The following is a 14130-nucleotide window of genomic DNA, read 5'->3' on the forward strand; positions in this document are numbered from 1 at the left end:
ACGGGCAAAGCTCATGCTGCGTGCTTGATCTGCTTCAGGAAAGCCTGGGCACGCGGGTGATTCGGGGCAGAAAAGAACTGTTGCGGGTCTGTACTTTCTTCTACGATCTGGCCGTGATCGAAAAAAATCACACGGTCAGCTACTTCTCGGGCAAAGCCCATTTCGTGGGTCACGATCAGCATGGTCATGCCACTTTTCGCGAGATCCCGCATGACCAGCAGCACTTCGTTAACCATTTCCGGGTCCAGCGCCGAAGTAGGTTCGTCGAAGAGCATCACCTTGGGCTGCATGGCGAGTGCGCGGGCAATGGCGACACGCTGCTGCTGGCCGCCTGAAAGCTGGCTCGGATATTTATGAGCATGCGCTGAGAGGCCTACCCGCTCTAGCAATTCCAGTGCCACTTGCTCGGCTTTGGCGCGACTCCATTTGCGCACCCGGCGTGGTGCCAGGGTGATGTTGTCCAGCACGGTCATGTGGCTGAACAGGTTGAAGCTCTGGAAAACCATGCCGACTTCCGTACGCACGGCGTCGATGTGCTTGAGGTCGTCGTCAAGCAGGATGCCGTCGACCGTGATGCGTCCGGCATCGTGCTTCTCCAGATGATTTATGCTGCGGAGCAGGGTGGATTTGCCGGAGCCGGAGGGGCCGATGATGCAGACCACTTCACCTTCGCGGAAGGTGACCGAGACGTCATTGAGGGCAGTGAAGCTGCCCCAGCTCTTGCGGACGTTTTCGACTTCGATGATCGGTTTGCCGTTGCGCATGGTGCTTAGCGTTTTCCGACAGCCAGCTTGCGCTCGAGCGCCGCGGCGAACTGGGTGAAGGTGGTGGTGAGCAACAGGTAGATGGCTGCCACGGTGATGAATACAGGGACGGGCTGAAAGCTCTCGGCCTGGACGCGCGAGCTGACCATCGAAAGTTCCACCACGCCGATGGCATAAGCCAGCGAGGAATCCTTGAGTAGGGCCACCATGTTGTTGGCCAAGGGGGGCAGTGAGATGCGCACGGCCTGTGGCAGCACGATGTCCCAAAAGGTGTATAGCGCACTCAGACCCAGGGAGCGGGCGGCTTCTACCTGACCATTCGGAACGGCGTTGATCCCGGCGCGAATAACCTCAGCGTTGTAGGCGCCGACGTTTAACGAAAGCGCAATGACGGCCGTCCAGAATTCCGACAGCTGGAGCTGCGGCGCAATCGCGGGCAGGGCGAGGAAGAAGAACAGGATCTGCAGCAGCAAGGGTGTGCCGCGGATGATCCAGACATAAAGGTCGGCAATCCAGCGCAAGGGGGGAAGGTGCGAGCGTTTGCCAAGTGCCGTGAGTACGCCCAGCACAATGCCGAAGAAGCAGGCCCACAGGGTGAGCTGGATGGTGGTCAGGGCGCCTTCAGCGAACTGGGTCGCGGCCGGACCGATGGGGTCCGGCAAGGCGGCCAGTGGCAGGGCCATCAGCCACAGGATGAGGCCGAGACCGATAACGGAGCCGGCAAGGATCAGCGAGTCGCGATCTTTGAGTTTATGGATCATGTTCTCAACAAGTCGGCGGGCATCGCAAGGATGCCCGCGGTGTCAGCGAAAGTGCACGAAATTTAGTTCGTGCAGCTGATGTCTTCCTGGAAGTACTTTTCCGAGATCGCTTTTAGCGTGCCATCAGCCTTGATCGCAGCCAGACCCTTGTTGAGTTGCTCGTGCAGTTCGTTATTGCCCTTGCGGTGAATCATCGAGACGCGCTCGACGAAGACCATGTCGCCGCCCTTGATGCCTTCAGCAGAATTCTTGGCGAGTGCGTTCTTGGCAACGAAGCGATCGGTGATCCAGGCATCCACGCGACCACCCAGCAGGGCTTGAAGTGCGTCGGTGTCCTTCGGATAGGTCTTGACCTCCTTGGCGCCGGAAACCTTCTTGGCGGCTTCAGCGTAGGTCGTGGCGAGTTGCACGCCAAGGGTCTTGCCAGTGAGTTCAGTGGCCTTCAACGGGCCGCCGGCCTTGGCCACGATCTGGCCACCGGAGCAGTAGTGCGGTGTGGTGAAGTCGACCGACTTGGCGCGCTCTTCGGTATAGCCGTGGCTGGCGATGGCGACATCGAAGCGATCCTGGCGAATGCTGGCGATCAGGGCATCGAAAGCCAAGGCGCGCCATTCAAGCTTGAGGCCCAGCTTCTTGGCGACGGCTTCCATCACATCGATTTCATAACCGGTGAGACGCGAGCCCTGGAAATAATTGAACGGAGGGTACGCGCCTTCACTGGCAGCGATCAGCGTGCCGGATTGTTTGACGGCAGCCCAGTCGCGGGCTTGCACGCCAGTGGCGGCACAGACGAGGCCGAGGGCCAAGGCGAAGGTGTGGATCGCGCGCATGAGCTTTTCTTACTCCGGAATAGTTGAAAAGACGAACCAAGGGTGTACGCAATGGTATGGAAAACGCAGAACGCTGTCCATGCGTGAAACTAATACCTTGGTTCTATACCGGGTATGTCAAAAAACACATAAAAAATCCCGCCCGGAGGGGCGGTTTGCGCTTTGGGCCACAGTTTCAAGCATGCCGCCTAAAGGCCATATTGTTCGTGGTAGACGAACACGCCTAGAGCGGCCAGCGCGTACGGTGCCAGCGTGCTCAGGATGGCCACAAGGATCTTGCGGCTGCGGTCCGAAAGGGTGAAGTGCAGTCCATGCGGGATGTGGACAGGATGGGCGAGTTTCATGGTGATCTCCTTGAATCCGGTCGTGCACGGGCTTGCCAGCAGGGGCAAGATGGCGCATGAATGGGGCGTACGGGCGAGTCGCGCGTCAGCGCGACGGCTCAGGGCACATGGCTCGGGCGCGACGGCCTGAGCTGCGGGGAGGGCTCGCAAGGAGACAGCGGAAAGCAGCCGGGCGCCTTGCGTTTGTCCCGCTAGAAATGCGGTTTGACATGGGGTCACCTCGTTCAAGTGCTTGAACTATAGGCGCTGATCTGGTCGAATGGGCTTAATTCATTGTTCGGTAATATTGGATAATGCAGGCGCTCAAGCATTTTTCTGAATTGCAGACCTTCCTGGCGGTAGCGGAGCTGGGGTCCTTTTCGGCGGCGGCCAAGCGACTCGGACTAGCCCGTTCGACCGTCAGTACCCAGGTGCAGGCGCTGGAGCGGGCCCTGGGGCTGGCGCTGTTTCACCGCACCACACGGCATGTATCGCTGACGGCCGATGGTGAGCGTTACGCGGCACGTGCCGGGGTGCTGGTGAGCGGGCTGGAGGAACTCACTGCGGAGTTCTCGCAGCGCGCTGGGAGGGTTGCCGGGCGCCTGCATGTGCAGATGACCGAGTCGATTGCCAATACTCTGGTGCTGCCGCGGATGGCGGAGTTCCTGCGTGCCTACCCGGATCTCGCGCTGCGCATCTCACTCTCCGAGCGCGCGCCGGATCTGGCGGCTGAAGGCATTGACGTGGCCCTGCGCCTCTCGGATAACAAGGACTCGGCCTATCGTTACAAGCGCTTTGGCCAGGTGAGTTTCGTGATGGCGGCGAGTCCGGCTTATCTGGCGCGCTTTGGTGTGCCGCGCCATCCGAACGACTTGTTGCGTCACCAGACTATCGATTTCTTCGATGCCGATGCCGGACGAGCCATCGATTACGTGCTGGTGAAGGGGCGTGAGGAAATTAGTGTGACGGCCGACGGTGACCTGGCGGTGGATAATGCACGTGCTGGCCTGACCTGCGCCCTGGCGGGGCTGGGTATCTATGAGGACTTCGATTTCCTGCTGCGTCCGCACCTGCAGGAGGGCAAATTGGTGCGTGTGTTGCCGGACTGGCGCCGCCCCGGTCCTGCGGTGCTGGCCCTGTATCCGGGGGGGCATCAGAACTCGGCGCCGGTGCGGGCCTTCCTGAAATTTCTCGACATGGTGCTGAGCCCCGCCTTGAAGGGGGGCGGTGTTGCCTGAACCCCACGGCCTGTGTGGCGGCCAGACCGCATTGTTGCGCTGCGCAGGGGGCGCCCGACGGGATCGGTTATTGTTCGCCCTGACTTCAAATTGAGCCGCTCTTCCCATGCCCGGAAAACTCAATCGCAGTGCCCTCCTGATTCTCGCCATCGCCGGCTTCCTGCTGCTCAGCCTGGGGGGCTGGGTGGCCTGGTCCGGCGTACGCACTGATGTGGACGGCATGAATCAGCGCGCGGTGCCGGCGCTGATCGCGGTGACCGACATCAGCACCGACTACCGTGAATTGCGCGCCGTGCTTCAGGGGATGGCGCAGGAGCCTGACGCGGGAGAGCGTGAAGTCTTCCGGGAGCGCTATGAGCGCGATCTGCTGCACCTGCAAGGCGGGCTGGCGGCCCTGCGTGGTTTGGGCATGAGCAGCCCGGCACTTGATGAAGTCACCGAGGCCTATCAGCAAGCCGCCGGCAGGACGGCCATGGTGGCCATGACTGGCCAGCGCGATGCCGCCCATGCCCTTGTGTATAGCAGCCTGATTCCGGCCGAGCGCCAGTTGCAGGCCTATATCGACGAGATCCGGCGTGAGGTTCAGGCGCAGCAGAAGGCGGTGGCCAAGAGCCTTAGCCTCGGCGGCTTCAAGTTGCTTGCGTACAGCATTGCCAGTCTCTGTCTCGGGCTCGGGCTGTGGATGTTGCTGGCGCCGCCGGTAGCGGTACTGGTGCCGGCCGGTCACGATGTGTTGCTGTCGCGCGAAATCGCTGCGGTGCTGTATGGCTACACCGGCAGCGTGGTGCCGGCCTCCCTGGTGACTTCGGCGGCGCTGGTGACGGTCTTCCTGGGCCATCCTGAACGCATCATGCTGTACTGCTGGTGGGCCGTATCGCTCGGCGTTCTGACGGCGCGTACCACGGCTTACCTGCGCTGGCACGCGGTGCGCGACACGGATTTTGACGGCCCGACCGCGATTCGCCATTTCAGTGCCGGGGCCTTGGCCATGGCACTGGTGTGGGGCTGTTTTCCGGTGCTGTTCTTTGCCGAGGCGAGCGCCCTGCAACGGATTGCCATGGCTTTTGTGTTTGCCGCCATGGCTGGTGCGGGTGCGGCGGTACTGGCGCCTTTGCGGCGGATCTCGCTGCTCTATCTGTCCCTGATGCTCTTGCCCCAGGTGCTGCTGTTTGCGGCCGAAGGCAGCCGCCTTGACGTGACTGTGGCGGTACTTAGCATGGGCCTGCTGGTGATGCTGGCCGCCTCGGCCATGGCGGCACGCCAGACCACGCTCTCGGCGCTGCTGCTGAGCCGTGAGAACAAGCGGCTGGCGGAAGAGTCGGTGTTGCGCCAACTGGAGCTGGAGCAGTTGAACACCACCCTTGAGGATCGGGTGCATGAGCGTACCGTTCAGCTCGAAGTCGAGATGGATGCGCGTGAAAGCTATGCCGATCAGCTCAAGGAGCTGGCCTTGCATGACCCGCTCACCGGGCTGCTCAACCGGCGCGCGCTGGCTGGCCGGATGGATGAGGTACTGGCAAGGGCGGCCGGTATCGGCATGGGCGTGCAAGTGCTGTTCATCGACCTGGACCGCTTCAAGGACGTGAATGACGTGCAGGGCCATTTTGTGGGCGATCAGGTGCTGATCGAGCTGGCCCAGCGTTTGCGCCGTACCCTGCCGGAAGCTGCTGTGGTGGCACGCTGGGGTGGGGATGAATTCGTGGTGGTGGTGCCGGCGCCGGCCGGGCTGAATCATGCTGGCGGCATTCGGGCGGCAATCATGGAACCAGTGCGGGTGCGCGATCACGAAGTGAGGCTGGATGCCAGCATCGGCATCTCGCTGTTCCCCGAGCAGGGGACTGATGTGGATGTGCTGGTACGCCAGGCTGATGTGGCGATGTACCAGGTCAAGCTCAAGGGCCGCTCCGGCGTGCAGCTCTACGATCCGGCGATGGGCGACAGCATCCGCCGCCAGCACGAACTTGGCCAGGCTCTGCGCGAGGCGATGGCACATGATGCACTGAGCCTGGTGTTTCAGCCGGTAGTGCCGGAAGTGGCGGGCCATGCGCTGAAGATGGAGGCCTTGCTGCGCTGGGAGCACCCGGTGCGCGGCGTGATTTCACCAGCCGAATTCATTCCGGTGGCCGAGGATGGTGGCCTGATCGGCCCGCTCGGGCGCTGGGTGTTGTTCCGCGCCTGCCACGAAGCGCTGGCCTGGAGTGGTGATACGGTGATTGCGGTGAATGTGTCGGCGCTGCAGGTAATGTCCGGCGAATTGCTTGGTGACGTGGCCGATGCCTTGCGCGAGACCGGCCTGCCGCCGCATCGGTTGGAGCTGGAGCTGACCGAAAGCGTTTTTGCACACGATTTCGGGGCAATTTCGCGTGTCTTTGGCGCCTTGCGCGAAATGGGCATCCGTATCGCCATCGATGATTTCGGTACGGGCTACTCCTCGCTGTCCTACCTCTACCGCTTGCCGATCGATGCGATCAAGATCGACCGCAGCTTCGTGCGCGATTCCGAACACACCGGCGACCAGATGCTGCGCGCCATTCTCGGCATGGCGCGTGGTTTTGGTTATGGGGTGGTCGCCGAGGGGGTGGAAACCGAGTTGCAGCGCGACATGCTGTTGCGCATGGAAGTGGATTTCATTCAGGGAGCCTGCCATGCGCCGCCGATGCTGCCGGAGGCCGCGGTCGAATGGACGCGAAATTACACCCTGAATGCGCGCAGCGCGGTGCGCCCGCTCGGCAAGGTGGCCTGAGCCGAGGCGCTGGCTACAGCCCCTGGCCGGAGAGGCTGACGGCCGCGTCGGCGGCAAAGCTCACCGCGATGTAGTGCTTGTCGTCGCCCCAGCGGCACTGCTTCAGCAGCAGGACTTCGCTGCACTGGCCGGGCTGGCCGAGGATGGCGCTGATCTCGGCGAGGCTCATGCCGGCATGCAGTTTGGCGTAGTTGTCCGCCGTGATCTTGCTGCAAGCGGCCAGAAGCAGGATGGCGCCAAGCAGGCAAAGTGTCCTGTTCATGTTCATTCTCCTCATTCCAGTGCCTTGCCGACGACTTCGGCCACGTCGCTGGACAGGCCGTCGTGGGCGCGAACCCGTTCGAGCTGGGTGCGGGCTTGGTGCTGGCGCTGTGCGTCGAACTTCTTCCAGCGATCAAAGCAGCGCGCGATGCGCGAGGCGACTTGCGGGTTGAGCGCATCGAGCTGCAGGATCACGTCGGCGGCGAGCTGGTAGCCGCTGCCATCAGCGGCGTGGAAGTGCTTCGGATTGGCGGCGCAGAAGGCGCGCACCAGCGAGTACACCTTGTTCGGGTTGCGGATGTCGAAGGCTTCATGGGCCATCAGGGCGCGCACATCCTGCGTGGTGCCGGGCAGGCGCGAGGTGGCCTGCACCTGCAGCCACTTGTCGACCACCAGCGCCTCATCGCGCCACTTTGAGTAAAAGCTGTCGAGCAGCACGTGGCGCGCCGGAATGTCGAGATTGGCCACGGCGGCGAGCGCGGCGATGCTGTCGGTCATGTTGCCGGCGGTCTCGAAGTGGCCGATCACCAGCGCCTGGGCGCTCGGCTCGTCCAGCTCAGCCAGATAGCCGAGGCAGGCGTTGCGCAGGGCGCGTTTGCCGGCTTGCTCGCCCTCGGGTGAGTAGGGCGCGTCAATCTTCAGCTCCAGATACGCAGCAAGCAGGGCTTCGCGCAGATCGCGCGCCAGGGTGCGGCGAAGGGCGAGACGGGCGGCGTGAAGCGCATCCGGATCGACTACTTCCATCTGTTCGGCGAGCACGTTTTCGGACGGCAGCATCAGGGCTTCGGCGACCAGTGCCGGATCGCCGCCGTCGACAAACGCTGCGCCGAGCAGGCGCGCCATTGCATGGATGTAATCCAGCGGGATCCAGTCGCTGCCGCTGTGACCTTGCTGCACCGCCTTCGCACCCGCGAGCAGGATCTCGGTGGCGAGGCGCTGGCCAGCTTCCCAGCGATTGACGGCGTCACCGTCGTAAGCCATCAGGTGCACCAGTTGCGCCGTGGTGTAGGGATAGTCCAGCAGCACCGGCGCCGAGAAGCCGCGCAGCAGCGAGGGTATGGGCTCGGCTGCTACGTTTTCGAAGACGAAGCTCTGCTTGGCGTCGCGCAGTTGCAGGGTGCGCTGGGTGCTGGCCGGTGTCGCTTCGCCCGCCAGTTGCAGCGGCAGGGCGTGCCCATCGGCATCCAGCAGGCCCAGCACGATGGGCAAGTGGTAAGGCCCGCGCGGCAGGGCGAGGCCTTCCTTCTCCATGCGCGCTTCGTAAGGCGTGGGTGCGAACTGCTGCTCCACATGCAGGCTGTAGCGGCGCGCAGCGGCATCGAATTCGCTGCGCACGATGAGGCAGGGTGTGCCGGCTTGCGAATACCAGCGCTTGAACTGGGTCAGGTCCAGCCCGGATGCATCCTGCATGGCCGCGACGAAATCCTCGCAGGTCACGGCCTGACCGTCGTGGCGCGCGAAGTACAGATCCATGCCCTTGCGGAAGGCATCCTGACCGATCAGGGTGTGGATCATGCGGATCACTTCCGCGCCTTTTTCATACACCGTGGCGGTGTAGAAATTGTTGATCTCGGCGTAGCTCTCCGGGCGGATCGGGTGGGCCATCGGGCCGGCATCCTCGGGGAACTGCGCGGCGCGCAAGGTACGCACTTCCTGGATGCGGGTGACGCCGGCCGAATGCACGTCCATGCCGAACTGCTGGTCGCGGAAGACGGTGAGGCCTTCCTTGAGTGACAACTGGAACCAGTCGCGGCAGGTGACGCGATTGCCGGTCCAGTTGTGGAAATACTCATGGGCAACCACGCGGTCGATGTTCTGGTAATCGGTGTCGGTGGCCGTGTCCGGGCGGGCCAGCACGTACTTGGTGTTGAAGATGTTGAGGCCCTTGTTCTCCATGGCGCCCATGTTGAAGTCGCCGACCGCGACGATCATGTAGTGATCGAGGTCCATCTCCAGACCGAAGACGTCCTCATCCCACTTCATGGACTTCTTCAGCGCGGCAATCGCGTGATCGCACTGATCGAGCTTGCCGGGCTCCACATACACGGCGCAGCGCACGCGGCGGCCGGAGGTGGTGGTGTAGAAGTCTTCGAGCATGTCCAGCTTGGCGGCGACGCAGGCGAACAGGTAAGCCGGCTTGGCGAAGGGGTCTTCCCAGGTCGCCCAGTGGCGGCCATTCTCTTCAGCGCCTTGCGCGACCGGGTTGCCGTTGGCGAGCAGAATCGGGAAGGCGGCCCTGTCGGCGGAGAGCCGGCACACGAACTTTGCCATCACGTCCGGGCGGTCCGGGTAATAGGTGATGCGGCGGAAGCCCTGCGCCTCGCACTGGGTGAAGTAGCCGTCTTTCGACCGATACAGGCCGGAAAGCTGGGTGTTCTGGTCCGGCGCGATCCGCACCACGCTTTCGAGCACGCACACGTCCGGCAGATCAGTGATCCACAGCTTGTCGCCCTCAATGCGATAGCGTTCGGCCGGCAGCGCCACGCCGTCCACGCGCAGTGCCTGGAGTTCCAGTTCCTCGCCGTCGAGTTCCAGCGCGCTGGCACTGCCTGGCGCCTGGCGACGCAGGGCGAGACGGGCCTGTACACGCGTGAAGTCCGTGTGGATGGCGATATCCAGCGCCACCGTGTCGATTAGGAAGGCCGGCGGGGTGTAGTCCTTGAGGTAAATCGTAGCGGGCGTATCAGACATGGTTGTGGCGCGGTAGAAAGGGCAGAATGGCGAGTGTAACCGAGCTCCGTGCGTGCCCTGCGGCTGCATTTGCAGGACTGCGCGTTTCACGGGATTGACTGGAGTCAACGGGCTTGCAGGCGAGTTGTGATTAGCTGCGAAGACAAAAAATGCCTGCCGGCAGATCCCATACCCATATCAGCAGAGTAGAGAGACAGACTCATGAGAAAGCTTAGCCTTCGCCTCAAGCATCTGGCCCAGGAGCATCAGGCGGTGATGCATTTCGTTTCCGCGGTGCGTAGCGCCAGTCCTGAGAGCGAGGCGGACATCCCGGAAATTGCCCGCCGTGTGCGGCAGGTTTTTGTGTCGGATCTGGAGCCGCACTTCGTAGAGGAGGAGCGTTACGCCCTGCCGATGCTGCGCGAGGCAGGCTACGGGGCGCTGGCTGACGAGGTGTTCGCCCAGCACGAGCAGATGCGGGCCATGGAGCGGGCGCTGGATCATCCGAGCACCGAGATGCTGGTTGAGTTCGTGCACATGCTGGAAAAGCATGTTGAGCTGGAAGAGAACGAAGTGTGGGACGTGCTCGACGCCGAGCTTGAGAAGCAGGCTAACGCCAAGGCCGAAACGCCCTGATCCGGGCAGGGGCTGCAAGGACAAAGGCCATCCGTAACGGATGGCCTTTTTGTTGGGCGAGGCGTGCTTAGCGCGAGATGCTTTCGCCACCCGTGCTTTGCATCAAGGCCACGACTTCTTCTGCTGAAACGAGGTTGAAGTCGCCATAGATGGTGTTCTTGAGTGTGCCGGCAGCGACGGCGAACTCCAGCGCCGAGGCGTCGTCACCGGGGTAGTTGATCAAGCCGTAGATCATGCCGGCCGCAAAGGCGTCGCCCACGCCGACGCAATCCACCACGTGTTCGATGGCATGGGTGCGGGCCTTGATCATCTTGCCGTCGGCCCAGACCAGGCCGGTGAAAATGTGATGGTTGGCGTCCAGGGTGTTGCGCAGCGCCAGGAACAGCTTCTTGTCGGCGCCGGCCTTGGCGCTGGTAGCTTCGAAGAAGCGCTGATAGCGGTCCAGATCGATACTCTCCTCGGCGCTGCGCGCCTTGAAAGCCACCGGCTCAACGCCATACACCACCTTGTATTCGCTGCCGGTGCCGAAGAGTACGTCAGTCAGTGCCAGCATGGGCTGCATGATTTCCTGGGCAGACTTGCCGTATTGCCACAGATTCTTGCGATAGTTCAGATCGCAGGACACCTTCAGGCCCATTTTGCGCGCCACTTCAATGGCTTCGCGGGTGGCGTCAGCGATGCCCTGGCTCAGGCCCGGGCCGATGCCTGACCAGTGAAACCAGGTGGCGCCCTGGAAGACCTTGTGCCAGTCGATCATGCCCGGCTGGAGGGTGGCGAAGGAGGAGTTGGCGCGGTCATACACCACTTTCGAGACGCGCTGGGAGGCCGGGTTTTCGTAGTAGTAGAGCCCCAGGCGTTCACCGCCGAAGATGATGTTGGCGGTTTCAATGCCGTGCGAGCGCAACTCGGCAAGGCAGGCGTCAGCGATGTCGTTTTTCGGGAAACGGGTTACGAACTCGCTTTTGAGGCCAAAGTGGGCCAGTGATACCGCACAGTTGGTTTCGCTGCCACCGAAGGTGGCGGCGAACATGTTGGTCTGCGATAGCTTGAGATAGCCGGGTGGGGTGAGGCGCAGTAGCACCTCGCCGAATGTCACGATCTTGTGTTCCATGGTGAGCCTTTTTTATGTGGGGGAAAGCCGGTGCTACGGGGGCTGCAATGAAAAAGGCCATCCGGAGATGGCCTTTTCGATCCTGCCAAGGGCTTAGAGGCCCAGCAGCGAGGTGGTGTGGTGCGCGATCATCCATTCTTCATTGGTCGGGATCACGGCTACGGCAATCTTGGAGTCAGCCGTGTGAATGCAGTGAGCCTTGCCGCGGACCTTGTTCAGTTCCGGATCCAGCTTGGCGCCCATCCATTCGAGGTAGCCGATGACCTTGTTGCGCACGAACTGCGAGTTCTCACCGATACCGCCGGTGAACACCAGTGCCTCAAGGCCGCCGGCGGCCATCATCAGAGAGCCGATTTCGCGCGCTGCGCGGTAGCAGAACAGTTCCAGCGCTTCCTTGGCTTCTGGTGCATCGGAGGCTTCGAGGGTGCGCATGTCCTGGCTGATGCCGGAAACGCCCAGCAGGCCCGATTCCTTGTACAGGAAGTTGGAGATTTCCTTCGGGCCGTAACCGTGGCGGTCCATCATGTACAGCAGCACGCCCGGGTCGATCGAGCCGGTGCGGGTGCCCATCATCAGGCCTTCGATGGCGGTGAAGCCCATCGAGGTGGCGACGCACTTGCCGTCACGCATGGCGGCCATCGAAGCGCCATTGCCCATGTGTGCCACGATCACACAGCCGTGAGCCTTGTCGCCGATCACTTCCGGCAGCTGGCGGGCAATGTAGTCGTAGGAGGAACCGTGGAAACCGTAGCGCTTGACGCCTTCGGCCGTGATCTTGCGCGGGATCGCGTAGGTCTGGGCTTGCCACGGCTGGGTGCGGTGGAAGGCGGTATCGAAACAGGCCACTTGCGGCAGGTTCGGGTACTTGGCGGCCAGTACGCGGATCGGACGCAGGTTGTGCGGCTGATGCAGGGGGCCCAGCGGGATGAAGGTTTCGAGCACTTGGAACACTTCCGGGGTAACCACCACCGGGGCGCTGTACTTCTCGCCGCCTTGCAGCACGCGGTGACCAACTGCGGCCAGCTCGACCTTCTGTTCCTCAACCCAGTTGAGCAGGGTGGTCAGGGCCAGTTCCTGCTGGGCTTCCAGCTCGGTACCTTCCGGCGACTTGATGATGGTGTCGAGCAGCGTCTTGCCGTCGATATCCTTGGCCACGAACTGGGTGTTGGCGCCGATGCCGTCGATCTGACCGCGGAAGATCGAGGGAGCGTCCTTGACCAGAGGCAGGTTGAATACGGCGAACTTGAGGCTCGAAGAGCCGGCGTTGATGATGAGGAGGGACTTCATTGTTTCTTTCTCCGACTTACAGGGTTGCCGCCGCGAGGCGGTGGGCTACTAGACGTTTGACGATGGCACAGGATGCGGCCCGGGCTTCTGCCTTGTCCGCACGGCTGGTCAGGACGATGGGCACACGGGCTCCCACCACGACGCCAGCGAGCAGCGCGCCGGCGAGGTATTCGAGTTGTTTGGCAAGCATGTTGCCTGATTCCAGATCGGGCACTACGAGGATATCCGCATTGCCTGCGACTTCCGAGACGATGCCCTTGGTGCGGGCTGCGAAGGGCGACACGGCATTATCGAAGGCCAGCGGGCCGTCGAGCACACCGCCTTTGATCTGGCCGCGATCGGCCATCTTGCACAGGGCGGCGGCAATCAGCGTGGAGGGAATCTTCGGGTTGATGGTTTCCACCGCTGAGAGCAGCGCCACGCGCGGTTTGGCAATGCCGATGGCGTGCGCGACGTCGATCACGTTCTGCACGATGTCGACCATGTCCGCCAGCTCGGGCTGGATGTTGATGGCCGCATCGGTAATCAGCAACGGGCGAGGATAGCGCGGGACGTCGGCGAAGAAAACATGGCTGATGCGGCGTGCGGTGCGGATGCCGGTGAGCTTGTTGACCACCTGGCTCATCAGCTCGTCGGTATGCAGGCTTCCCTTCATGAGCGCGTCGACTTCGCCGGACCGCGCCAAGGCAACGGCGCGCTCGGCCGACTCCAAGCTGTGTTCGGTATTGATGATCGTGCAGCCGTCCAGGCTTTGGTCGATCTGTTCGGCGGCCTTGCGGATCTTGGCTTCCGGGCCGATCAGCCAAGGCACGATGAGACCTTCGTGCATGGCTTGCAGGGCGCCCTTGAGCGATTCGGCGTCGCAGGGGTGGGCCACCGCCACCTTGATGGCCGGCAGGCCGGCGCTCTGGGCCAGCAACTCGTCGTAGCGGCGCTGCTGGTCGGTGATGGTGACTTCCGGCAGGGCCGCGCGCGAGCGGCGGATCTTCTGCGTGGGGGCGGCTACCGTGGCCTCACCTTCGACCACCAGCTCGTCATCCTGATTGGTGACCTTGCAGGCGATGATCAGCTGCTTCTTGTCCGCAATCTTTTCGGCACAGCTGAGTTTCACCGTGAGGGTGTCACCAATATGCACCAGGCTCTTGAAACGCAGGTTCTGCCCGACATAGACCGTGCCCGGCCCCGGGAATTTGTTGCCGAGGAGCGCCGAGATGATGGCACCCGAGAGCATGCCGTGGGCGGTCACTTCGCCGGAGGGGCTGTCCTTGGCGTACTGATCGTCAAGATGAGAGGGATTCACGTCACCCGACACGATGGCGAAGAGCTGGATGTCTTCACGACGCACCGTACGCGAGAGGGTGGCGCTGTCGCCGACCTTGATCTCGTCGTAAGTGATGTTCTCCAGTGTTTCGAGCGGTGTATTGGTGCTATCCATGAGCTTCGTCCTCTTGCATCAATGTTAACTATCGAGACCTGCCCTTTTGGTGACGATCATCAAATCGTCCG

Annotated in this window: 12 protein-coding genes; 3 read left to right on the forward strand and 9 right to left on the reverse strand. The window is 62.4% G+C overall.

Annotated elements, in window-relative coordinates; genetic code table 11:
• Positions 1-11: 11 nt before the first annotated feature.
• From HJ583_RS13775 to HJ583_RS13790, 4 genes are all read right to left on the reverse strand, one after another.
• A complete protein-coding gene (locus tag HJ583_RS13775; protein ID WP_143707342.1) occupies positions 12-746 on the reverse strand; it encodes an amino acid ABC transporter ATP-binding protein in 735 nt (244 codons plus the stop codon).
• A gap of 23 nt (positions 747-769) precedes the next feature.
• On the reverse strand, positions 770-1525 hold the full coding sequence (locus HJ583_RS13780; RefSeq protein WP_101940906.1) for an amino acid ABC transporter permease: 756 nt from the start codon (positions 1523-1525) through the stop codon (positions 770-772).
• A gap of 62 nt (positions 1526-1587) precedes the next feature.
• Positions 1588-2355, reverse strand: a complete 768-nt coding sequence (locus HJ583_RS13785) for an ABC transporter substrate-binding protein (RefSeq protein ID WP_170022446.1) — start codon at positions 2353-2355, stop codon at positions 1588-1590.
• Between the two features lie 188 nt (positions 2356-2543).
• On the reverse strand, positions 2544-2699 hold the full coding sequence (locus tag HJ583_RS13790; RefSeq protein ID WP_158239129.1) for a hypothetical protein: 156 nt from the start codon (positions 2697-2699) through the stop codon (positions 2544-2546).
• 293 nt (positions 2700-2992) lie between these two features.
• Here HJ583_RS13790 and HJ583_RS13795 point away from each other — a divergent pair, with 293 nt between their 5' ends.
• Positions 2993-3916, forward strand: coding sequence for a LysR family transcriptional regulator (locus tag HJ583_RS13795; RefSeq protein WP_101940908.1), 924 nt, complete (start codon positions 2993-2995; stop codon positions 3914-3916).
• 106 nt (positions 3917-4022) lie between these two features.
• The gene (locus tag HJ583_RS13800; RefSeq protein ID WP_170022447.1) at positions 4023-6659 is read left to right on the forward strand and encodes a putative bifunctional diguanylate cyclase/phosphodiesterase; all 2637 of its coding nucleotides are present in this window, start codon (positions 4023-4025) and stop codon (positions 6657-6659) included.
• Between the two features lie 13 nt (positions 6660-6672).
• Here the strand turns inward: HJ583_RS13800 and HJ583_RS13805 are convergent, their stop codons facing one another.
• Positions 6673-6921, reverse strand: a complete 249-nt coding sequence (locus HJ583_RS13805; protein WP_217423422.1) for a lipoprotein — start codon at positions 6919-6921, stop codon at positions 6673-6675.
• 11 nt (positions 6922-6932) lie between these two features.
• Entirely contained in the window at positions 6933-9611 is a 2679-nt protein-coding gene (gene pepN / locus HJ583_RS13810) for an aminopeptidase N (RefSeq protein ID WP_170022449.1), read from the reverse strand.
• Between the two features lie 201 nt (positions 9612-9812).
• Here pepN and HJ583_RS13815 point away from each other — a divergent pair, with 201 nt between their 5' ends.
• Positions 9813-10226 carry a hemerythrin domain-containing protein gene (locus tag HJ583_RS13815; protein WP_101940912.1) on the forward strand — a complete coding sequence of 138 codons (414 nt, stop codon included), beginning with the start codon at positions 9813-9815 and terminating at the stop codon, positions 10224-10226.
• 67 nt (positions 10227-10293) lie between these two features.
• On the opposite strand, the gene HJ583_RS13820 is transcribed toward HJ583_RS13815, so the two are convergent.
• The 3 genes from HJ583_RS13820 to HJ583_RS13830 form a co-directional block, all read right to left on the reverse strand.
• Positions 10294-11337 (reverse strand): sugar kinase, encoded by a 1044-nt coding sequence (locus tag HJ583_RS13820; RefSeq protein WP_170022450.1) that lies wholly within the window; start codon positions 11335-11337, stop codon positions 10294-10296.
• A 93-nt stretch (positions 11338-11430) separates the two neighbouring features.
• Positions 11431-12624 (reverse strand): acetate/propionate family kinase, encoded by a 1194-nt coding sequence (locus HJ583_RS13825; protein WP_170022451.1) that lies wholly within the window; start codon positions 12622-12624, stop codon positions 11431-11433.
• 16 nt (positions 12625-12640) lie between these two features.
• Complete coding sequence (locus HJ583_RS13830; protein WP_170022452.1) at positions 12641-14059, reverse strand: bifunctional enoyl-CoA hydratase/phosphate acetyltransferase; 1419 nt, start codon at positions 14057-14059, stop codon at positions 12641-12643.
• Positions 14060-14130 lie beyond the last annotated feature (71 nt).

Source organism: Uliginosibacterium aquaticum, from assembly GCF_012972705.2.
GTDB classification, from domain to species: Bacteria; Pseudomonadota; Gammaproteobacteria; order Burkholderiales; family Rhodocyclaceae; genus Uliginosibacterium; species Uliginosibacterium aquaticum.